Below are 21,900 nucleotides of genomic sequence, written 5' to 3'. Positions count from 1 at the left end.
ATTCCTCCTTTTACTTGTTCTATAATATCATATTCACGTCTAATAAGTAATTTATTATCAATATTGAAAGATAGGTGAAGCTAGTGACTCAACTCAAAGAACTTTTATCCATTTCACATATTCCAGATCTTGACATATTAACTAAGGACTGCACCGTTACTGACAAAACCGTAGCATCTATCGATATGACCGAAACACCCGATGTAGCTCAATACATTAGCGAGCATTGTCTGATTTTAACCACAGGTATGATTTATCAAGATAACCAGCAAGGTCTCATCCCTTTAATCGATTCTTTGATAGCTGCCAACGCTAGCGGACTAGCGATTAAAACAGGGCGCTTCCTCAATGGTGAAATTCAACCAGATGTCATTGCCTATGCTAATCAGATGAACTTCCCGCTGATTAATATTCCGGATAAATACCCTTTAGGCCCCCTATTGCATCAATTAACTAATTACATGCAGGATCGCCGACAGAAAGAATTAGAATTTGCGCTGGAAATTCAGAGTAACCTTTCCAGCTTAGTTCTTAACAACATTTCAATAGAACAAACGATAAATGAACTAGCCAAAGCCATTCAATGCCCTATCATATTATTAGATCCTTTTAAAGACCCTATGGCATATTCAGGATTTTTCCTCAACCATACTGACTTATTAACAAAGATTGCTGAAGCTGTTAAATATCGCTTTCAACAAGAAAAGATACCAAACGACTACATCACACTCGACTTAGATCAGAATGGTCCTTTCAACCTGTCGGTTAGCCAACTGCACGTGTTGAATCATTTCCCGCACTATCTACTGGTCATGAATCCAGAATCAATGACGTATCCTACATCCCGATTCGCCATTGATCAAGCTGCATTAGTCTTATCTTATATACTCTTCAAGGAAGAAAATATCGATCAATTGTATCAACATACCCTTTCACAATATTTACTGGATGACTTAGCGGATAAGCCAAATCAATCGAGCAACTTACTGGACCTTAAAGTACATTTAAAGCTACAACATTCTAATTACTATCACGCTATAGCTATTCACGATATAGCGGCTCTTAAGCCAGCATACAATCCTTTAAAACTTCGAGAGAAACATATTCTCATCACTAGATGGTTAAATCAGTATGTTAGTCAATATTTCAATAGTCCGTTGGTTATTTTCCAAGAAAATCAAACCAGCCCAATCTTAATTCTGCAAGAAAAAAGAACAAATTTGGAGAAAATCCTCAAGCAACTCCAACAGCAACTTACTGAAAGTATCGATATTAAGCTTATCTTCAGTATCGGTCAAGTCGTCAAAAAACCAGAAGACATCCCCCTATCTATTAGTGAAGCTGAAATCGCCTTTGACCGTCGCCTTGAACAGAATAATAATAACGATTTCGTTTACTATGATGAATCGGAGATTTCTCGACTCTTTCAGAAAATCGATCACGAGGAAATCCATTACTTTTGCAAGAACGTCTTAAAAGAGCTCGCCTATCCTAAATCGGATAATCATAAAGAACTACGCAAGACACTCGCTGTCTACCTCGACTCCCAGTGTGAAACTACCACTACAGCCAAAACTCTCTATATCCATCGCAATACAGTCAAATACCGGATTGAAAAATGCGAAGACATCTTTGGCAAAGATATTCGCGAACCAAAAACATCTTTGGAACTCCGCCTTGCCTTGACCCTTAGTGAAAATCAACATAATTAGTACCTGGAAATTCCTGCAATGGAAGCAACGTCGCACTTTCCTTGTTATAAGTGAGTTTACTCCTCGCTCAGAGCAAGCTATTTCAAGCCAAATTGCTTCTAGTGTGCTTTAAACATGCTTCAACACAATCCTTAATAATGATTCTCCAATGTATAAATAGACCTTAGACAACGAACTCGTTGCCCAAAGGTCTATTGTATTATCTGCTATACCGATTATCAAATGTATGAAGGTTTCCTCAGCCGTATCCTATATTTTATAACTGAGGATTACGATTGGCATCTTTAGAGTATACATAAGCGAGAGGCTCATCTCGACCGACGGCATAGCAGGCTTGTTGGGTATATCGTGCCATGAAGATATAGTCCCCTTTCTCTACTGGGAACCACTCATTATCTAAGTTATACATTCCTTGGCCTGATAATAAGTAAGCCCCATGTTCTTGATAATGCGTCTCAATATATCCATGGCTTCCGCCTGGTTGAAACTGGAGAACATGAATGTTCATATCAAAGCCAAAGTCATCAGTTGGCAAGAAGTCCCATAATAGGACATCTTCCATGCCTTCATAATGGATAGGTTCTAAGTTGTTCTTATTACCGACGACTTTATAGGCTTCATGACCTTCTAACGGTTCATAACGTCGCTGATACAAGAAAGCTTCCGCCATTTCATCTGAAGTATTCTCCATAAACATTAACTCGCCCTCAGGCAAGAAGACATAACCTCCTTCAGTCAATTCATGACTCTCTTGACGATCCGAAACAGTTAGCTTTCCTTTAATTAAATAAATGAATACTTCGATTCCCTCGCCACCAAAACCTAATTTATTTTGCCCACCAGGCAAGAATTCGCAAATATAATCGTTGAAACTCGCCCCTAAATGTTGGCTACCTAAAATTGAAATTCGGCAGTTTTCAAAGCCTGGAACCGCATTATTGACCAAGCCATCATGTGGGATAATTGCATAATTATTCTTCTTGATAACTGCACGTGATTCTAACAAGCCATCGCGATAACCCGTCTTATTATTCTTATAACCCATTCTTCATTCCCTTTCCTTTAAACATTTCGAATAACTGTTGCTGATCCGCCATTGAAATATGCTTCCACATTCTCCAAGGACGTAATAACAGCCTGGGCATCCGGCGTATTCTCTACAAACTCAATCGCCGCTTCCACTTTCGGCAACATACTACCAGGAGCAAACTGATTTTCAGCAATCCATGCCTTCATCTGCTCTACAGTGACATCTTCTAACTTCTCTTGATTTGGTTGGTTAAAGTTGACATAGACATTATCTACTCCTGTTAGAATGAGTAAATAATCTGCTCCAACAAGCTCTGCTAGCTTCGCAGAAGCAAAATCTTTATCAATAACTGCTTCAACACCTTCATAGCCATTATCGGTTGAGATAACTGGTACTCCACCGCCACCAGCGGAAATAGTGATGACGTCTTGGTCAACCAATGTTTTAATTGCATTCGCTTCGACAATATCCACTGGCTTCGGCGAAGCTACCACTTTGCGATAGCCACGACCAGCATCCTCAACGTAAGTATCCCCTGTCTCAGCTGAAGCAACTTTTGCTTCTTCTGCCGACAAGAATGGCCCAACTGGTTTCGTTAGGTTCTCAAATGCAGGATCTTGAGCATCTACTAAAACTTGGGTAACCAAAGATACTACAGATTTATCAATGTCTGCTTCTCTAATAACCCTCTGCATTTCTTGTTGTAGCCAGTAGCCAATACTGCCTTGTGTCATTGCAACACAAGTATCTAAAGGCATCGCTGGATTCTTCTCAGAATCGGCCGCTATTTGTTGTAACAATAAATTACCAACTTGCGGTCCATTCCCATGGCTAATAATTAATTGATGTCCTTGTTTAATTAAGTCGATTAAATGTTTAGCGGTTTGGCGCAAAGCTTCTTGCTGCCCTCTTGCACTCGGATCATCGGTCAAGATAGCATTGCCGCCTAAAGCTACAACTATTCTTTTCGTCATTCGTTCCCTCCAAAAAAACTCAAATATTCTAAATAAGCTAAACTCCCTAGTACCATATCCGAACCAGACGTATGTCCATAACGTAATAATGACTGAATTATATTACGCAACTCAGTTGAGCTCACTTTATCGAAACTTTGCAACAGGCGATACCAAGGCTCATTAACATAGCCTTCCAACAAGGCGCTATAATACGCTTGACTAACATGCGAGGTTTCACGCTCTGTTACTGCTGCTAGAATCCTCTGACGAAAGCTAGTCTTTAGGCCAAAAGAAGCTTCCATCAATAATACTCCTTGCAAGAAGTCATCACCCGATGGCGTCAAACCAGGGCCGTGGCCTACCAAGCGGTAGACCAGGCCTTGGAAATCTGCTTCAGAGTCGACTTGCTGCCAAGCTTGCCAAATGTCTTTAAGACTCTGAAGTTGACCAAAGCCAGACTGGGTAATATCAAAGCTTGACTGGATGCTTGCCGACAATTTCGCCAAAGATCTTTGGCTTACTGTTCGCTTTTCCAAGCGAAAACACTCATAATTTATATCTGCTAGTTCAAAGATCAAGCCGCCTTCACGAGTATAGACCGTCCAAGTATTTCCCCGCTTTCGGATTAGGGTGTCAACTACAACAGATTCAGTAAGCTTACCCATCAAATCCGCATCCTTCAGTTGCAAACCTATAGCTGAGAGATACCCGGGTTGGTGACCAGAAACATAGATGAGTTGATCTTTGAAATGCAAATTAAAACCTGTTTCAAAGACACTTTGCACCTTTGCGAAGCCATCTTCTGTTAACACCGATTCTAATAACTGGCTGGCCATCGCCTCAACAGGGGGATTATAGACTATCAACATCGATGCCCAAGTGCTCTGCGTAAGCTACTAAAGCTTTCTCAAATGCTTCCACTGGAGCCGTTACAGTACCTGCACCAACTTGGCCAACACCTGCTTCTTTATGCGCGATACCCGTATTGATAATCGGTTCAATGCCTGTTTCAACAACTTTGCGAATATCGATACCTAGATTTGTCCCACGGAAGTTCCAAGTCGGAACAGCCCAGTTCGGATTTTGGTCAACGACAATTCGGGCTTGCTCCTCAGAGATACGTACCGCATCTTCAAAGCCTCCTGCTCCGATAAAGCGTGTAACACCTGGCGCTGCAATCATAGCGGAACCACCGAGACCAATAGTCTCTGTAATGGCAGAGTCCCCGATGTCCTTATTGGCGTCATCAGCACTATAGCCTGTGAAATACAAGCCATCCGGTGTATTGACTGGTGCAGTAAACCACTCATCCCCTAAGGCTGCTATACGGATACCGAAGTTTTCACCATTGCGTGACATCGTTGTAACGATACAACCCTCTTGTACTTTACGCGCGTAATCGACAATTGTTTTTCCGGTAGCCATCGCAATGTTTAAAAAGAATTGATCAGTATCTGCTAAGAATTGGATTACTTCTTGTTTAAGTTCTTCTGAAATATTTAAACTCACAATAGCTGGTGCAATTTCTTTCAAGAAGACTAGAGACGCTGCAATATTTCGTTGGTGGAACTCATCTCCCATACCAATTGCACGAGCAATCATGATATTCGTATTCAAGCCGCCTTCAATAGTACGTAATGCTTGACCTAAAACTGGACCTAAGACGTCGCGCATCCACTCTAAACGTGTAACTACCTCTTCGTTGTTAGCACCAAAGCGCAACACTGTCCCAATTCCCTCGTTCATAATACAATAGCCTTCCGTGCCATCTTGGGCTTCACGCACAACGAAAACAGGGAAATTCGCTGTAGTAATTCCGCCCATCGGACCTACCGCATTTACATGGTGGCAAGGAATAAAAGTCACCTCGCCTGTTTCTAATTGTTTGCGCGCATCTTCATGGTCATCAGCCCAACCCTCAAAAAGCATTGCTCCAATACAAGAGCCTTGCATTGGTCCTGTCATATTCTCGTACTTGATTGGTGGACCTGCGTGCAGAATCACTTTCTCATTCGTATTCAACTCAGGAATCACTTCTTTAGCGTAACGCACATCGACCAAGAACGGTTGAGCATCACGCATCCGATTCACAACCTTCGCGTTCGCTGCGTCGATTTCTTCCGCATGCTTATCGATAGCATCAAGAACTTTAATTAATTTAGCGTTACCACCCGCTCTTGGACGCCAGTTGTATTGAACCACTTTACCACCGAATCTCTCAATCGACTCAGTAAAGCTAGATACACCTACGTTAATCACCCGTGGTTGAGTTGTTATCAAGTCTTGAATTGGTCCACTCACTTGTTCCAATTCCAGAACTTCACCATCATAAGATACGTGTGCTTTATCTGCAATCTGATAATCCACACCCATTAATTTCAAAGCCAAGCGAACAGCTCGTGCGTTCGTTGCTTCGACAAGAACTCCGGCCTCTTCTAAATCTGCTTTAGCTTTTGCATAATCCTGCGGGTCATTCTCCGTGCCAACTACAGTCGCTACGAAGTATAGGTCACGGCCATCTTCTTTTGCTTTTGCTAAAGCATCTTGAATAGATGGAATGAGTGCATTGGCCATATCTGCATGTGACCCATATCCCAAGACCACATCGAACAGGATAACGCCCGTTGATTCATCTTCAACAACTTCTTGTAACTTATCTACACGCACACTAGGATCAATCATCGGATGTGGTTTTCCTTGAGTATAAATATCATCTCCTAAATCCATTACTTGGTAGCCTTCCTCATCGAGAATATAGCCTTCTTTATTTTGGATTTCGCCAAGTTTTAATGCATCCGCAATTAATGTTGCTGCTTCATTCGCTAAAGTTCCCCCAGAATATAAACCTTTAACCGTCTTGCCTTGAAGCGGTTCAGCCACATCATACGTAATCGGTTCGTAGTAGTTGGCTTGCACGTCCTCACCATTAGCTAAGTCGACCGAAATTTTGGCAGCTTCTTCTAACGTATACGCAAAATATACATTGCCAATATGCTCTTTCGGTTTTTCCCCTAAGAAAATAGCCACAACAGGTTTAGTTAAACTCTGTAAATGTTTAACAACTTTGTCACGGACCTCCTTGGCAGGTGGTTTTGAGATAATCGTAATGACATCTGTCATTGGATGGTTCTCTAAGGCAGCAATAGCGTCTAACATCGTGCGTGCACTTACCGCTTCAGATAAATCTCGCCCGCCTGTTCCTATCGCATGCATCACTCCCCCGCCTAAACGATCTATGATTGTCGTAACCTCTTGAATACCAGTTCCTGAAGCACCAATTATACCAATGTTACCCGGTGTGACGACGTTAGTGAAAGCAATCGGAACACCTGAAATAATACCCGTACCACAATCTGGGCCCATAAGCATCAAGCCTTTTTCGTGAGCCTTCTCTTTTAAGCGAACCTCGTCTTTAAGTGCCACATTATCGGAGAAAGAAAAAACGTGTAAGCCTTTATCTAAAGCCCGCTCAATTTCTGAAGCAGCATAGGCACCTGGAATGGATATAACTGCTAAATTGGCATCCGGCAAGGATGCCATCGCATCATCCCAGTTATCAACATCAACTTGTGAATCCGTATCCTTCTTCACCGAAAGATCACTTAAATAATCCTCCACAACGTTCAAGACATTGTCCATAATGTCTGGGTCTTTCGTTTCGATAACGATTGCCATATCGTTAGCTCCGGCAGCTAAGAGCTCTTCCGTTTCCAAGCCGGCTCCCTTAAAGATATCTTTATTAGCATCAGTCGCCATCATGACTTGCGCTTGGATAACCCCTTCAATATTGTTTAACTCAGTTGAAAGTAACATCAAGTTGATTGAATCTTGATAGTTTCCTTTTTGGATATTGGTTAATAACATAATTCTCTCCTTATTCTTTCGGTTGTGCAAAAGCATCTAAGCCATCAAAATTATCATAGTGCACATCAGATGATTTTAAATAGTTGATAATCGTCTCTGGAATTTCAACACCCTCTTCCAGGTGTTTTTTGTAGCGTCGATTCGAATTCTGACCTGGATAGAGCACAGAATCAAACCCTTCTGCTGGTTTCACATCATTGAGTTCCTGCATCGTTCGGCTAATGCCTTCTTTGAATGCATCCAGACCAACGAACTTTTCAGGATCAATCACAATATAAACTTGACTCAAATCACGACCCGCTGTCAAATCGTCATACATCGAAGAAACATGTTGCCCAAACGGTAAGCCTAATAGCACATTCGTGAAAATATCCACCATCATCATCAATCCATACCCCTTTGGCCCAGCGATTGGCACCAAGCCAGCTACATGATTCGGGTCCGTGGTAGGCTTACCATCTTCATCTACTGCCCAAGTATCAGGAATTGGGCGTCCCTTCGAACGCGCATCTAGAACCTTGCCCCATGCTTGAACAGTTGTTGCCATGTCAAATACTAACGGGTCATCCCCATTACTTGGTGCCCCAAAGCCAATCGGATTAGTCCCGTAGAAACGCTCAGCCCCACCATAGGGTACTACCATAGGGTCAGACGGTGTCATTGCAATCGCTAATAGTCCTTCTTTTGCAATTTTGCGTAAATAATAAGACAGTGTACCTGTATGTCCGCATTTCGAAACGCCAACAACAGAAGCACCCTGTTCTTTAGCTAAGCGAACGGCCGGCTCGATTGCTAAATTGGCCACATATTGTCCTTGAGCATTATCACCATGGAAAATCCCTGTACTTGAGCCAGTTTGTTCAAAGTGCACATCTGGCTCTAAAGTAATCCCACCTTTGGCGATTCGCTCTGAATAATACTCAACACGAACGGCACCATGTGAGTGAATACCCGTTAAATCTGCATACGTTAGATGGTTCGCTGTTTCCTCTGCCTGATCTTCCGGTAATCCTGCAGACATCAGCTTGTGCTGAATCAGCTCATGTAACTCCTCAGGTGTAACGTTTACCAATACTTCCTCCGACATAAAAATCCTCCTCTTATGTTGCTGAACATCATTAATCTGATCGATAGACGTATGACGTCTTATTCTGATGAAAGCAATACTAACTCCGAGAAACCTCTACCTGAGGTGTATCTGGAATAGTCTATTACTTCCACATCAGTCTCATTATAATTATAACCGCTTACAAAGCTACTTGCGATGCTATTTGCAACAAAAGGAAGCACCTGGATTGTGCACTTTGAACAGAACACACACTCCTTTCTTATGTTATACTAAGCGACAATGATTACAGGCGTTATTACAATATATTTAGTACATCCTTCACTAGGATAGAAAGGAGGACTTATGCAAGCTGTTCCTATCTCAACGATTTGCTTTCAAGATGTCGAATTATCTGCCACTCATTTCTATAATCCGTCTGTCAAACCAAAGGGTACTCTCCTCTATATACATGGTGGAGGGTTTATCTTTGGCCACCGAGACGACCTCCCGAAAATTTATTTAGAAATGCTAACACAAGCAGGCTACCAGATTCTAACCTTCGACTATCCGTTAGCCCCTGAGTCAAAGCTAGACCATATATTTAATTGTTTAAATCAACTTATCCAATGGTATCAAAACCAGGGTTATCAGAAAATTGGCCAACCCCATCCATATTTTTATTTATTTGGTCGTTCTGCGGGGGCCTTTGCTAGTTATTATCTAGCTAGCCATTCAAACCTTGAATACTGCAAAGGGATTATAGGCTTTTACGGTTATTACCAACTAAACGATGCTTTATTTCTCTTCCCTAATCGGGAAGCCCTCCTTCATCCAGTGGTTGAATGGGAAAAGGTGCGCCATGTCATTAATGACACAACAGTTGCTTACTCAACTAATTCAAATCGTTATCTGCTTTATCTCTACGGCAGACAGACTGGCAAATGGATGCAATTACTTACAGACCAGCCCGAAGAGATTACAAAGTATTCGCTTTCGTTTGAACAGCTACGAGGTCTCCCAAGTATCTTCTTAACCCACAGTCGCCGGGACCCTGATGTTCCCTTCAGACAATCCAGTCAAATTGCAAAGCAGGCACCAAATACCCATTTCATCCCAGTAGACAGCACTGACCATGACTTCGATCGTACTCACATCAATACTTTAGGCATACCAATATATCAACAACTTATTGAATGGCTCAATGAACACTAGAAAGGACTGTACTATGCAACTCGATTTTTTCCTAACACTCCAACGGGTTCTCGTATTATTTCTTTTAATCATCATCGGTTTCTTCGCTGGAAAGGCTAAACTAATTTCACCTAAAGGCCAACAAGACATAACCAACCTCGTCTTGTATATCACCATGCCGGCCACCATCTTTCTAGCTATGCAACTAGAGTACCAGCCCGAAAGATTACAAAAAGCCGGAAGCATCATCGCAATTGTAGGTGTATGTTATCTACTAATGTTCCTCTTTGGACTAATTACATCTAAATTCACCTTTTTAAACCTCGATGATGCCCAGCAAGATGTCTACCGTGTCGCCTGTTTACTATCAAACACATCTTTCATGGGTTATCCAATTGTCCAAAGTCTGCTTGGCGATGAAGCTCTCTTCTATGCTGTTATTGGGGCAGGCTTTATCTTTGAAATTGTCTCGTGGACCCTTGGTATATACATGATTGGACGCCGAAGCACTGGCACCGTTACATTCAACTGGAAGAAAATTGTATTCAGCCCTGGGATTTTATCAATCTTAATTGGACTCCTCTTCTTTGTGAACCAATGGGCTGTCCCTGAACCAGTTTACAGCGTTCTAACAACCTTGAGTCCTGCAACATCACCGCTTGCGATGATTGTAGTAGGTTTAATTCTGTCACGCTCAGATATAAAAGCTGCATTCCAGAACAGTACACTTTATTTCCAGTCTTTTATCAAGTTATTGTTTGTGCCTGTTATTATTTTATTCACACTCAAAGCGCTTGGCTTCACTGACTATGAACTTATAATTCCAGTCATTATGCTTGCCATGCCAACTGCATCATACGTTGCTATGTTCAGTGCCAACTATGACAATAATCCACAATTTGCTAGTCAAATGGTCTTTATGACTTCACTCCTATCCATCATAACTATCCCTGTCATCACCCTCCTCTTTTAACAAAAAACCTTGTAACTCTGCCCTCATTAAGCAAGAGTTGCAAGGTTTTCTGTTTATACTATGCTTTTGAAATATATTACCTTCAGAAAACTGAATACTTATATCAATTACAGTATCTTGAAATAGGAAGTCAAGCGGGTAGATAATAATCGGGTGGACAAAAACAAGTATGTTTTAAGCTTCCTTTCTTATATAGAGTAGAAGCCATATCCCCCATAATGTGATTGAAACATAGCTTATCTAAGATGATTGCCATCCTAATGTGACACGATCCCGTGGAGAAGGCATCCAACGAAATATAATCTCCGCAAAGTTCCGTAGAAACCAGCCCCGACTGAATCTAGTGAGATGATTCCAATCTGTGAGTTAGTTCATGGAAGGAAGGGTTATCTACCCTATACGGAATCGAGCATCACGACCTGTAAAGTAGCCTAAAGCTGGCACAACTGTTTGTTGTAATCTAAAAAGGGACCACCTTCGGGGTAAATTGCTATTCAAAAAGGGACCACTTGCCATACCTTCCCATCTATAATAAACGTATTATAGATGGAGGTGCCAAGGAGTGATTCGTATCAATAAAGAATTCGAAGTGATTCACCGTTTTAGAAATGGGGAATCCATTAGGAAAATTAGCAGAGACATGGACATTGATAGAAAAACGGTTCGAAGAATAAGGGATCGATACCAAGCAGGTACAGATGCTTTGGATGACGCTCAAAATGAGAAAGAAATCGAAGCAGCAACCGAGCAATTAGTCTTAGAAAGAAAATATGATACTTCCAATCGGAAAAAAAGAACCTTTACACCAGAGGTGGAAGCTAGAATGAGCGAATTACTGGAAAAAGAAAGAGAAAAGGATCGAAGGCTAGGACCTCATAAACAAGCACTAACGGCTAAGGCTGTTTATGAAATCCTAGCAGAGGAAGGGTATGCGATTAAATACCGGACAGTCGCTCATTACTGGTCAAAAATGAAAGCGAAAGCTAAAGAGGCTTTTATCAAGCAAAATTATGCATTGGGTGCACGGGTGGAGTTCGATTTTGGAGAGGTCAAATTAGAAATTGAGGGCGTGGTTAAAATCTATTATCTCGCTGTGTGGGCTAGCCCTGCTTCAGATTATTACTGGGCTTACCTCTATACCAACCAGAAAAAAGCTGTCTTTCAGGATGCGCATGTGCGATTTTTTGAAAACCTGGGTGGGGTGTATGCGGAGGTTGTCTATGACAATATGAGGAATGTGGTCACTCGTTTTATTGGGCGTAATGAAAAGGAGCTAAACCCCCAACTCATCCAATTAGCCTCTTATTATGGGTTTAATATTAATGTCACCAACTGCTTCAGTGGGAATGAGAAGGGAACAGTGGAGAGTCGTGTAAAGCATGTCAGACAAAACTGTTTCACCAAAAAATATCAATTTCAATCTTTAGCTGAAGCTCGCCAGCACTTGGAAGAGTCCTTACGGACTTTGAATCAAGATAGTCGTTTGGAAGAAGAAAAAGGCCACCTTCTTAAATACCGTCCTCCCTTTGAACTGGCAGAACTTTGTCAGCTCAGCGTCACAAAGTATGCCACGATTCATTATCAGAAGAATCAGTATTCTGTCCCTGACTACTTGGTAGGACAGCGAGTTCAGATCAAGGCTTATGCCGATTATCTCGTGGTTTATGCCAATGAACAAGAAGTGGCCAGGCATAATAAAATAGAGGGTTCCCATGGGTTTCGGCTTGATATCAGTCACTATATCAAAACCCTCAAGAAGAAACCTGGTGCTCTGGAACACTCGCTGGTTCTTCAACAAACCCCCGGCTTGGAAACACTCTATCACAAATATTATAGCGGACACCCTAAAGAATTCATAGAACAACTTGAGAAATACCAAAGCCTCAGTGGAGAGGCTTTGTGCCAGCAATTGGCCTATGATCAGTTGGTGCAACGTGTCACAACGGAAAATGAGGGTGTTCCTAAAAATCAGGAGGCGATTCTTCATCAGACAGAAGCAACGCTCCATCAATTGAATGCTCTCTATGGTTTGGAGGAAAGCTTATGTTAACAATCGCAGAAGCCGCTAATGAACTAAAACTTCCCTATCTGAAGGAAAATTACCAACACCTGCTCCTGGAATATACGAGTCGCGGACTGGATTTGGAAGAAGCCCTCACAGAGATATTGACAGAGGAGGTGGAACAACGTCGAAATCGAAGCTATCAAAGAAGGATTCGACAGGCCAAGTTTAGCCAAAAGAAGTACCTGATGGACTTTGACGAGAAAGTGTTTAAGGAAGGTGTTCGCCAACAACTACGCGAATTAAAGACCCTGAATTTTATTCAAGAGAAACAGAACGTCATTCTTATTGGCAACCCTGGAACAGGGAAGACGCATTTTAGCATTGGTCTTGGCATGGAGGCCTGTCTGCAGAATTATCATGTACAGTTCGTAAATGCCCCAAATCTTGTTATTGAATTAAGAGAGGCCGTCACGCAAAGTCAATTTTATCGCTTCAAACAGCGATTAAATAAGGTCGATCTCTTGATTGTCGATGAATTAGGTTATTTATCCTTTGATGAAGCCGGGGCTGAGCTTCTGTTTAATCTTCTTTCTAATCGGATGGGAAAGGGCTCTACAATGATTACGACGAACCTTACCTTTGATCGCTGGCAGGAATGCTTTAAAGACCCGACCTTAACGGGAGCCCTGGTGGATCGTTTAGCCTTTAAGGCGCATGTTGTGGACATGCGAGGGGAGAGTTATCGGATGAAGCAGACCAGTGCCTGGAAGGAGGCGCAAGCCAGCCAAAAGGAGGTATGAAACGCTGAGACACTTTCTTCTTAACTAACTTTTCAAAAACTAGTCTAAGCCGTTACATTGATCCAAAGGGTGGTCCCTTTTTCAACGGCAAGGTGGTCCCTTTTTCATTTGACATATACAACAACCTTAGTCTAAATTTCATAGATGAACAATAAGGAAGCCACGGCTGTCGGGCATGAGGCTGCTGATTTTTTGCAAAATTCATTGAAAAAATCTTTAGCTTGTGAAAACTAAATCATAAATAAATACTACCGGGCGAAATAACAAAAGCTTATTTGACATCAACAAAAAAGCCATAGCATTAACCATGACTTTAAGATGTTCCGATATAGTTACCAAATAGCTTAAGATTAATTATAGTCCCTAGCTTGTGTCAATGTACTTGTTTAAATACATATGGCCTTTCTATTCGTAAGGAACATTCATCTATCCCGTAAACAAAGTTTAAATCGCATATTATCCTTCTTTAATAAAGCAAAAAGAATTCCTTTCCACTCTTAGCGTTATAGATCACCAGTCATAAATTGGGCAACTCCATTAGCAAAACTCCAATCTTCATCAGAATTTTCAAAAATACTAATCATAACGTCAGTCGGAGAAATTCCCACCTTTGATTCTAATTTCTTCACCAACAATTTATATAAGGCTTCTTTCTTATCATACGTCCGCTTATTACTAAAAACCGTAATCACAACGATATCTTTACTTCGCTCAATACCTAAGCCTGTATCCAAAATTTGCATCTCATATGGTTTGTGTTGAGTGACAATCTGATAACGGTCACGTTCTGGTACTTCTAAAGCTTCCAAAACAGCCTCATGGGCAGCATCCAATATAGCAGTAATCTCTGCTTCAGTACGTCCTTCTACAATATCAAACTTTAATAATGGCATATTCATTCCCCTTTCTTTTTTATTTTAACAGCTGCTAAACAACAACTCAACTAATATGCATGAAATGCTCAAAACTTAACAGTTTATTTGTTCTATACACTATTCAAACTAATTTTGCTATTAATAAAATTCCATTAAATTAAGCTATAATTCCAGCTAAGTTCAATCTACGAAAGTGCAAATAACAAAAAGAGACAACTCCTATCCTGAACTGCCCCTGTCAAGTAGACAGGCAAAAAAACATTATTTTGTACCATGCTTGATTTATTCAGGCATGGTTTTTCTTATGCTGGAATTTTAAGCCCCATATCTAAAGTCACTCGCTCATTATTGTAGAAATCAATATAGCGTGCGATATCTGCCTCAAGTTCCTCAAATCTATCATAAGTCTTCAAACGATACATCTCTTCTTTCAGGGTGCCCCAAAAGGCCTCCATCGGTTCATTATCGAGGCATTTCCCGACCCGAGAAATGCTTTGGATTGACTCATGCTGTCCACAAAGGCTTTAAATAAATGAGAAGTATATTGAAAGCCTCGATCGCTATGAAAGAGGGTTTCACCTGGGATAACTTCATCCTTAATTTGGACGACTGTATCTGCTACTAATTGATTATTGTTGCGCTTAGACACCTGACGGGCAATGATTTTCTTCTCCCCGTAATCTAAGACGGCACTCAAATAGACCTTACAAGTCTTCCCGTATTTCAATTCGATCACATCCGTCAGGAGGATCTGTCTAGGTTTATAAGGCTGATCAAATGACCGATTCAACACATTCTCAGCGACATGTTGAGGGGTGCTGGGTCGATACTGATAGCGTTTCCGTCGGATAACTGCTTTCAGTCCCATCAGCTTCATTAAGCGGTACACACACTTATGATTGACCTTAGCGTCCTATAATAATTCAGATAGATGGTTAAGCGCCGATAGCCATAAATCCCTTTGTGTTTGTCATAAGCTTCTTAGATTTGCTTCATCAGCCATTCCAAGCGCAACTGGGAAGGCGAAGGAACGCGTTTCAACCATTTGTAGTAAGCCGATCGACTGACTCCTAAAACCTCGCACAAATAGGTTATTTTGTATCCTTCTTGCTTAAGTTTCTCAATCGCCTTGAATTCCGCTTGGTATTTTGTTCTTGTAACAGCAACTCTCTTTCCACTTCTTGCAATTTTTTTAAGGCAGCGATCTCTGTTTTAAGCTTCTCTTCTTCTGTTTGAATGCTGTCAGGTTTTTTCCTGCCCTACCATCGAAGAGGCCATCCGGCCTATGCTTGCGGTACTTTTTAACCCAAGAATAGACATTGTTGTAAGATACTTGATATTTCTCAGCAGTTTCTCTATAGGACATCTCAGTTGCTAGATAATTTTTGACAATCTCAATTTTTTCTGCTTGTGTTTTCTTCTGGCTTTTCATTGTATACACCTCGGGTTTAGGAGCGGAATCCTTATTTTCTTCTCCTTTAGTATACTTGATTAGCCAATCTCGTACAGTCGTTGCTGAAGGTATTTGATACTTTCGAGCCAATCGCTGGATAAGCGCTTGAGTTTCAAGTTATTCTTTGACGACAGCTTCTTTGGAACTTTGAGGATAGGTATGATTGTGTTTATGAGACTGTAAAACTGACAAGCCATGCATTCTGCATTTTAATCGATATCATTTGAAGACACTCTCAGAGATGAGGAGACCATAGGATTCTTTTAGCTCACGATAACTAACGCCTTCTAAGTTGAGCTGGATAAACTGTTCTAATTCTTCAGCTGAATGCTTTTTATTTGAACGCACAAAAACTCCCCCTAAAGTAGATTTACTTTTTTAAGTGTCTACTTTAGGGGGAGCATATCATCCCAGTCATTGTCTCTTCTAATTCTTTTACTCAACAGCGTATAAAAACTCATCCGCTTCATCGAAGTCTTTGATTTTCATTAAGCGTGATATTTCGGCCCGTTCATTCTCATCCAATTTCAATTCAATATAGTGGATTGTCTCCTCTAAATCTGGAATCGTCCGCTCACGTAAAGCATTCACTCGCCGTCGTGTCTTCTCAATTTCATCTCCCAGTAGCAGTGTTCGCTTCTCTAATTCTGCCAATTTTAATAACTTTGGCAGAATCCCTGCAAACTCCTGCATCGAAGCATCGATATCCGAATTCGTACCTAAATAACCGTAATTCATTTCAACGTCTTCTTCCAATACTGATTGATCAAAAAACATTCGCGGCACATTTACGCTCAGCATATTTTCCTTATGTACATCTACCGTTACTTCCTCATAAGCCGGAATTAAAGCTAACTGTTCTAATTCATGTTCATGAACTAAAGCTTTGGCTAAGGCAAAATTTTGCGTGCCTTTTTTTAGACTCGCTTCCACTTCTTGACGAACTTGATGAGTCTGGCGGACTAAACTAATAAAAGAACGCATAAGACCGTCTTGCTTATCTTTCAACAAATCATGTCCCCGACTAGCAAGGGCAAGACGTTCTTTTAAACGCGATAGCTCCATACGTGTTGGGTTGACGTTTAATCGTGCCACCTAACTCACTCCTCTTCTGTTTGGGGTAAGTATTGTTTAATATGTTCCTCACTTATACGTGTCAATTCAGTCTGCGGAAGAATTGATAAAAGTTCCCAACCTAAGGCTAAAGTATCCTCGATACTACGATTATTTTGATAGCCTTGGTTCACATAACGCGACTCAAAGGCATCAGAGAAGGCTAGATACTTCAAGTCTGTCTCAGTTAAGGCCGAATCACCTAGCACTGACGCCAAATTCCGTGCCTCTTTCCCTTGGGCATATGCACTGAAAATCTGGTTCATCGTAGACGCATGATCTGCCCGTGTTTTGCCTTCGCCGATACCGTTGTCTTTCAAACGGGACAAGCTTGGCAGAACATCAATCGGTGGCTGAATGCCTTTATTATCCAATTCACGCGACAGGAGTATTTGTCCTTCAGTAATGTAGCCGGTCAAGTCAGGAATCGGGTGAGTAATATCGTCTTCCGGCATCGTGACAATTGGAATCTGGGTCACTGAACCGTTGGAGCCTTCAATCCGTCCTGCGCGCTCATAAATCGTCGCCAAGTTCGTATATAAGTAGCCTGGATAACCCCGACGACCCGGCACTTCACGGCGGGCTGCCGATACTTCCCGCAAGGCGTTAGCATAGTTAGTCATATCTGTCATAATAACCAAGACCTGCATATCATGCTCAAAAGCTAAATATTCCGCTGCGGTCAATGCCATTTTCGGCACTGCCAAGCGTTCAATGGCCGGATCGTCAGCCAAGTTAACAAAGACGACTGAGCGGTCGATCGCCCCGGTGCGTTCGAAGTCTTCAATGAAGAACTGTGCTTCTTCAAAGGTTACCCCAATCGCCGCAAAAACCACCGCAAAACTTTCCCCCGAACCACGAACCGTGGCTTGACGCGCAATTTGGGCAGCTAAGTCTTGATGGGGTAAGCCTGATCCTGAGAAAATTGGTAGTTTTTGCCCACGCACTAGGGTATTCAAGTGATCAATTGCTGAAATACCTGTCTGGACAAACTCATTCGGATACTGTCGCATAACAGGGTTAATCGCACTACCATTAATATCTATAGACTTCTCCGGCATAATCTCGGGACCGTTATCGGCAACCCGCCCCATCCCGTCAAAACGACGGCCAATCATATCCAAGGACACATCCAAAGTCAAAGGATGGCCTAGGAAACGGACTTTGGTATCGGTTTTGGCTAAGTTAGATGCTCCTTCAAATAGTTGGACAACCGCCTTATCTTCTTGTACTTCTAAGACCTGACCTCGGCGCTTCGTACCATCACCTAATTGTACGTCAACCAACTCGTCGAATTTCACGCCGGATACATCTTTGACTGTAATCAAGGGGTCAACAATTTCTGTAATACCTTTATACACTTTTACCATCTATTATTCACCCCCTGCTTGTAATACAGACTTCATGGCTGCATCAATCTCATTACGAATGGCTTCATATGGCGCTACGGTTGAATCATCTATATATTTCATCCGCGCAACTTTCTCACGCACATCTACTGTACCTTTCAAGATACTATCAACTGAGGCACCAAGCTCCATAGTTGCGCGAGCTTCATCGTCGAAATGCAGAATCGTCCGAATCATCTCTAATTGCTTTTCGAAATTCGTATAAGTATCCACATCATCGTAAGCATTCTGTTGCAAGAAATCTACCCGGATCATGGCTGCGACCGTCAGTTTCAAGCGGTCATCATCCGAAAGTGCCTCAATTCCGACTAAACGTACAATTTCCTCCAATTCAGACTCATCTTGAAGAATGTTACGCAGACGATTAACCAGGGCATTCCACTCAATTCCATAACGATCCCCAATAGTTCGGTTCACATCCGCAGAATAAAGCGAATAAGACGTTAACCAGTTAATTGCTGGGAAGTGCCGTCTACGCGACAAGTTTGCATCCAAGCCCCAGAAGACTTTAACAACCCGCATCGTATTCTGAGTAACCGGTTCAGACGTATCTCCACCTGGAGGTGAAACAGCTCCGATGGCTGTAATATCCCCTTGACGTTCTGGTTTGCCGTGAACGGTAAAGTTCCCAGCCCGCTCATAATATTCCGCCAAACGACTACCAAGATAAGCCGGATAACCTTCATCCCCAGGCATCTCTTCCAGACGACCTGAAATTTCACGTAAAGCCTCTGCCCAACGCGAGGTAGAGTCGGCCATAACTGCCACCGAATAACCCATATCCCGGAAATACTCAGCAATCGTAATCCCGGTATAAATCGACGCCTCGCGCGCCGCTACCGGCATATCTGACGTATTCGCAATCAAAATCGTTCGGTCCATAATCGACTTACCCGTATGTGGATCAATCAACTCAGGGAAATCAGTAATAACCTCTGTCATCTCATTTCCCCGCTCACCACAACCAATGTAAATTACAATATCCACATCAGCCCATTTGGCAATTTGATGTTGGACCACTGTTTTACCCGCTCCGAAAGGCCCAGGCACAGCAGCCGCACCACCTTTAACCACCGGGAACAAGGTATCAATAACCCGTTGTCCTGTTAACAATGGCTCCAATGGTCGATGTTTCGTTTCAACTGAACGCGCTTGACGGATTGGTGAAACTTGAATCATATTAAACTCTTTCACCGAGCCATCTGATAACCGCACCGAATAAATCGGCTCAGCCACTGTATGTTCTCCTGGATTCACCGAAACAAGTTCACCTTCTACGCCATATGGCACCATAATATAATGGGTCAAGGTTCCTGTCTCTTGTACTTCTCCAATAATGTCACCACTAGCTACCTGAGTCCCAACCGTAACTGTAGGTTCAAAAAGCCACTTTGTTTCTCGGTCTAATGCTGGAACATTTACACCTCGATTTAAGAAAGAGCTATCCGATAATTCAGCTAACTTACGTAACGGGCGCTGAATCCCATCAAACATTCCACTCAACATACCTGGACCCAGTTCAACGGATAAGGGTTGGCTTGTTGCTTTAACCAGCTCACCTGGACCAATCATTGATGTTTCTTCATAAACTTGTATATACGTATAAGGCCCTCGAATTTGGATAATCTCACCAATCAGGCCAATTTCACCGACATAACATATTTCTCGAATTTTCGCGTTATCCAGTCCCTTAGCTATTACCAAAGGGCCCGAAACGTTTACAATCGTTCCTTTTTCCAAATCACATGCCTCCTACACTTGGATACCAATTAACATTTGAAATCCTCTTCTATTTCAGCCCGAGTAACTACTGGCAACCATGCTTGAATTATTGTCATATACCTATTTATTTCACATAACAACTGTAGATTATGTTATAAACAAGTAGTGTGTTTTTCACTTGTTATAGTATTGATCATTATTACGCTTATTATCTTTTTTCAAATTGAGTTTCTTACCTTTAAGTATTTTGAGAATAATTATAATAAATATACATTAATCATAATAGTTAAATTAAACAGGTTAGTAAACTTTAATTATCGATGATTGAGTACATTATATTATGAATATTACAATCCTCTATTTCATATCGAAAGATGTTAGAGCGTAAAGCCAGCTTACTCCCGTTCTTCTTAAAGCCGCGTAAAATTATTACGCTACTCATTCTAAAACAACTTCTGACCTGTTGCGGTTTTAACCGTTTCATCCAAACGCGCCAGTCCGATACTTTCTTCATCGAAATCACTCGGTATCGGAATAAATGCTGGCATATATTGCGAGGCATAACGCTCAATAATATCTGGAATATGCTTATAGGCTTCTTCCGTAATAAAAATTACACCGAAGTTCTCTTCAACTAATTGATTCACCACACGACGCGTTTCTTGCTCATCATGTGTGTAGAAACTCTCCAAACCAAGCATGCCAAAAGGATATACAATATCTTTCTCGCCAACAAACGCAATCTTATACTGCATAATGTTCCCTCATTCTCTCCCTTGTTAGCGCTGGATCAATATCATTTAATTTAGATGTCAAAATTAAGCGAATGTTTCGCACTTCCGTCTCCTTAGCCTCTAAGAACGCAACTGAAGGTAGTGGTCCAAACACTTCCATCGAAGCTTCTGACAGATAATCTCGAGTAACAGTATCATCTAAGGCTTTCTCAAATGCTCGCAATGAGTCTCGTGAAGCTAATGATAAACGCTCTTCAGCTCGTGTAAAAGCGCCGGACTCTTGTAAAGCAAGTACTGCTTCTTCGTAGTTACTATCAGCTAGACGCACATACTCTTCTACATTAATGCTTCCACCGTCAGTCAGTATGGCACGAATATGGTTTGCCCCTTGACCAGTCTGAATTGCACGTAGAACCATTGAAGATTGAAGACTATCAATCTTCACTTGAATATAGCGTTTCAAAGCTGCATCCTCAAACACTTGCATTAAATCATCGAGATGATGCAAATAAGCCCGATCAATTAATACATCAATATGCGCTGGGTCGGCTGTTTCCAAGTACCGCTCTTTCAAGCCTTGGATTGCAATATTAAAGCGCTCGCTTAAGTCACTCTTCACTTCTGACTTTACAGCCCGACGAAACAGATGTATAGGATATGACCCAATATTGACATAATGATCACTAAAATCGGCTTCTGCTACCATTTCTTTGAAAAGAATTTTGATATTATGGTAATCATAGCTCAACGCATACAACTCTCGCATTGCATCGCTAGGCGCTTGTGCAAGAATTAAATGATAACAACGCTCCAATTCTGCTTCTACCATGGCTTCATAGTCTTGTGTTTGTCTAGCTTCTTGTATGTATTGACTATAAGGCGTGTCACTCAGCACATCTAAAGCTTCTTCATAATTAGCTGCGTCAAGCATCTGCTCTAACTGTTGTTGGGTCAGGAACCGCGTTTCTTCGGTGCGGATGGCCATATTTAATTGACTGAAATCTAATGCATCCAT

Annotated in this window: 21 protein-coding genes and 1 pseudogene; 5 read left to right on the top strand and 17 right to left on the bottom strand. The window is 41.7% G+C overall.

Features of this window, described 5'->3' with window-relative positions:
- Positions 1–83: 83 nt before the first annotated feature.
- Positions 84–1,712 (top strand): PucR family transcriptional regulator, encoded by a 1,629-nt coding sequence (locus tag CL176_RS02850; RefSeq protein ID WP_118989969.1) that lies wholly within the window; start codon positions 84–86, stop codon positions 1,710–1,712.
- Between the two features lie 256 nt (positions 1,713–1,968).
- On the opposite strand, the gene allE is transcribed toward CL176_RS02850, so the two are convergent.
- From allE to allD, 5 genes are read right to left on the bottom strand one after another with little or no spacing between them, the layout of a single operon-like run.
- Entirely contained in the window at positions 1,969–2,757 is a 789-nt protein-coding gene (allE, locus tag CL176_RS02845) for a (S)-ureidoglycine aminohydrolase (RefSeq protein ID WP_118989968.1), read from the bottom strand.
- A gap of 17 nt (positions 2,758–2,774) precedes the next feature.
- Entirely contained in the window at positions 2,775–3,716 is a 942-nt protein-coding gene (gene arcC, locus CL176_RS02840) for a carbamate kinase (RefSeq protein ID WP_118989967.1), read from the bottom strand.
- Positions 3,713–4,534 (bottom strand): oxamate carbamoyltransferase subunit AllH family protein, encoded by an 822-nt coding sequence (locus CL176_RS02835; RefSeq protein ID WP_162890796.1) that lies wholly within the window; start codon positions 4,532–4,534, stop codon positions 3,713–3,715. Before CL176_RS02835 ends, arcC begins: the two co-directional genes overlap by 4 nt.
- Before the next feature lie 16 nt (positions 4,535–4,550).
- Complete coding sequence (locus CL176_RS02830) at positions 4,551–7,562, bottom strand: bifunctional FdrA/YlbE family protein (protein ID WP_118989965.1); 3,012 nt, start codon at positions 7,560–7,562, stop codon at positions 4,551–4,553.
- Positions 7,563–7,572: 10 nt separating this feature from the next.
- Entirely contained in the window at positions 7,573–8,649 is a 1,077-nt protein-coding gene (gene allD, locus CL176_RS02825) for an ureidoglycolate dehydrogenase (protein ID WP_118989964.1), read from the bottom strand.
- A 324-nt stretch (positions 8,650–8,973) separates the two neighbouring features.
- On the opposite strand from allD, the gene CL176_RS02820 reads away from it, so the two are divergent.
- The 4 genes from CL176_RS02820 (at position 8,974) to istB (ending at position 13,579) form a co-directional block, all read left to right on the top strand.
- Positions 8,974–9,822: an alpha/beta hydrolase family protein gene (locus tag CL176_RS02820; protein WP_118989963.1), complete on the top strand. Its 849-nt coding sequence runs from the start codon at positions 8,974–8,976 to the stop codon at positions 9,820–9,822.
- Between the two features lie 13 nt (positions 9,823–9,835).
- Entirely contained in the window at positions 9,836–10,774 is a 939-nt protein-coding gene (locus tag CL176_RS02815) for an AEC family transporter (protein WP_118989962.1), read from the top strand.
- A 562-nt stretch (positions 10,775–11,336) separates the two neighbouring features.
- The gene (gene istA / locus CL176_RS02810) at positions 11,337–12,824 is read left to right on the top strand and encodes an IS21 family transposase (RefSeq protein WP_118989961.1); all 1,488 of its coding nucleotides are present in this window, start codon (positions 11,337–11,339) and stop codon (positions 12,822–12,824) included.
- Complete coding sequence (gene istB / locus CL176_RS02805; protein ID WP_118989628.1) at positions 12,818–13,579, top strand: IS21-like element helper ATPase IstB; 762 nt, start codon at positions 12,818–12,820, stop codon at positions 13,577–13,579. The genes istA and istB overlap by 7 nt, the downstream gene beginning before the upstream one ends.
- Positions 13,580–14,082: 503 nt before the next feature.
- Here the strand turns inward: istB and CL176_RS02800 are convergent.
- From CL176_RS02800 to CL176_RS02755, 12 genes and pseudogenes are all read right to left on the bottom strand, one after another.
- Positions 14,083–14,472 (bottom strand): tautomerase family protein, encoded by a 390-nt coding sequence (locus CL176_RS02800; protein ID WP_118989960.1) that lies wholly within the window; start codon positions 14,470–14,472, stop codon positions 14,083–14,085.
- A 284-nt stretch (positions 14,473–14,756) separates the two neighbouring features.
- Complete coding sequence (locus tag CL176_RS02795; protein WP_118989959.1) at positions 14,757–14,909, bottom strand: IS3 family transposase; 153 nt, start codon at positions 14,907–14,909, stop codon at positions 14,757–14,759.
- A complete protein-coding gene (locus CL176_RS02790; protein ID WP_338053764.1) occupies positions 14,885–15,322 on the bottom strand; it encodes a DDE-type integrase/transposase/recombinase in 438 nt (145 codons plus the stop codon). The genes CL176_RS02795 and CL176_RS02790 overlap by 25 nt, the downstream gene beginning before the upstream one ends.
- A pseudogene (locus CL176_RS12895) lies at positions 15,299–15,352 on the bottom strand (hypothetical protein); the annotation flags it as partial. The gene CL176_RS02790 and the pseudogene CL176_RS12895, both read right to left, overlap by 24 nt.
- 83 nt (positions 15,353–15,435) lie before the next feature.
- Positions 15,436–15,642: a helix-turn-helix domain-containing protein gene (locus CL176_RS12970; protein WP_118989957.1), complete on the bottom strand. Its 207-nt coding sequence runs from the start codon at positions 15,640–15,642 to the stop codon at positions 15,436–15,438.
- Between the two features lie 4 nt (positions 15,643–15,646).
- Positions 15,647–15,886 carry a helix-turn-helix domain-containing protein gene (locus tag CL176_RS02780; protein ID WP_118989956.1) on the bottom strand — a complete coding sequence of 80 codons (240 nt, stop codon included), beginning with the start codon at positions 15,884–15,886 and terminating at the stop codon, positions 15,647–15,649.
- Between the two features lie 240 nt (positions 15,887–16,126).
- Entirely contained in the window at positions 16,127–16,255 is a 129-nt protein-coding gene (locus tag CL176_RS12815) for a hypothetical protein (RefSeq protein WP_276101873.1), read from the bottom strand.
- An 87-nt stretch (positions 16,256–16,342) separates the two neighbouring features.
- Complete coding sequence (locus CL176_RS02775; RefSeq protein ID WP_118989955.1) at positions 16,343–17,002, bottom strand: V-type ATP synthase subunit D; 660 nt, start codon at positions 17,000–17,002, stop codon at positions 16,343–16,345.
- 5 nt (positions 17,003–17,007) lie between these two features.
- Complete coding sequence (locus CL176_RS02770; protein WP_118989954.1) at positions 17,008–18,390, bottom strand: V-type ATP synthase subunit B; 1,383 nt, start codon at positions 18,388–18,390, stop codon at positions 17,008–17,010.
- A gap of 3 nt (positions 18,391–18,393) precedes the next feature.
- Complete coding sequence (locus CL176_RS02765) at positions 18,394–20,169, bottom strand: V-type ATP synthase subunit A (protein ID WP_118989953.1); 1,776 nt, start codon at positions 20,167–20,169, stop codon at positions 18,394–18,396.
- Between the two features lie 425 nt (positions 20,170–20,594).
- A complete protein-coding gene (locus tag CL176_RS02760) occupies positions 20,595–20,906 on the bottom strand; it encodes a V-type ATP synthase subunit F (protein WP_118989952.1) in 312 nt (103 codons plus the stop codon).
- Entirely contained in the window at positions 20,896–21,900 is a 1,005-nt protein-coding gene (locus CL176_RS02755; protein WP_118989951.1) for a V-type ATPase subunit, read from the bottom strand. Before CL176_RS02755 ends, CL176_RS02760 begins: the two co-directional genes overlap by 11 nt.

It is taken from the genome of Suicoccus acidiformans (assembly GCF_003546865.1).
GTDB classification, from domain to species: domain Bacteria; phylum Bacillota; class Bacilli; order Lactobacillales; family Aerococcaceae; genus Suicoccus; species Suicoccus acidiformans.
Note: the sequence above shows the minus strand (reverse complement) of the source record. Positions and strands in the feature narration are given on the sequence as shown.

Coding starts and splice junctions, on each gene's coding strand:
- CL176_RS02800 (WP_118989960.1), bottom strand. CDS start 14,472: ATGCCATTATTAAAGTTTGATATTGTAGAAGGACGTACTGAAGCAGAG.
- CL176_RS02770 (WP_118989954.1), bottom strand. CDS start 18,390: ATGGTAAAAGTGTATAAAGGTATTACAGAAATTGTTGACCCCTTGATT.
- istB (WP_118989628.1), top strand. CDS start 12,818: ATGTTAACAATCGCAGAAGCCGCTAATGAACTAAAACTTCCCTATCTG.
- CL176_RS02820 (WP_118989963.1), top strand. CDS start 8,974: ATGCAAGCTGTTCCTATCTCAACGATTTGCTTTCAAGATGTCGAATTA.
- CL176_RS02795 (WP_118989959.1), bottom strand. CDS start 14,909: ATGGAGGCCTTTTGGGGCACCCTGAAAGAAGAGATGTATCGTTTGAAG.
- allD (WP_118989964.1), bottom strand. CDS start 8,649: ATGTCGGAGGAAGTATTGGTAAACGTTACACCTGAGGAGTTACATGAG.
- CL176_RS02760 (WP_118989952.1), bottom strand. CDS start 20,906: ATGCAGTATAAGATTGCGTTTGTTGGCGAGAAAGATATTGTATATCCT.
- CL176_RS02835 (WP_162890796.1), bottom strand. CDS start 4,534: ATGGCCAGCCAGTTATTAGAATCGGTGTTAACAGAAGATGGCTTCGCA.
- arcC (WP_118989967.1), bottom strand. CDS start 3,716: ATGACGAAAAGAATAGTTGTAGCTTTAGGCGGCAATGCTATCTTGACC.
- CL176_RS02755 (WP_118989951.1), bottom strand. CDS start 21,900: ATGGATGCATTAGATTTCAGTCAATTAAATATGGCCATCCGCACCGAA.
- CL176_RS02790 (WP_338053764.1), bottom strand. CDS start 15,322: ATGGGACTGAAAGCAGTTATCCGACGGAAACGCTATCAGTATCGACCC.
- CL176_RS02830 (WP_118989965.1), bottom strand. CDS start 7,562: ATGTTATTAACCAATATCCAAAAAGGAAACTATCAAGATTCAATCAAC.
- CL176_RS02780 (WP_118989956.1), bottom strand. CDS start 15,886: ATGAAAAGCCAGAAGAAAACACAAGCAGAAAAAATTGAGATTGTCAAA.
- allE (WP_118989968.1), bottom strand. CDS start 2,757: ATGGGTTATAAGAATAATAAGACGGGTTATCGCGATGGCTTGTTAGAA.
- CL176_RS02815 (WP_118989962.1), top strand. CDS start 9,836: ATGCAACTCGATTTTTTCCTAACACTCCAACGGGTTCTCGTATTATTT.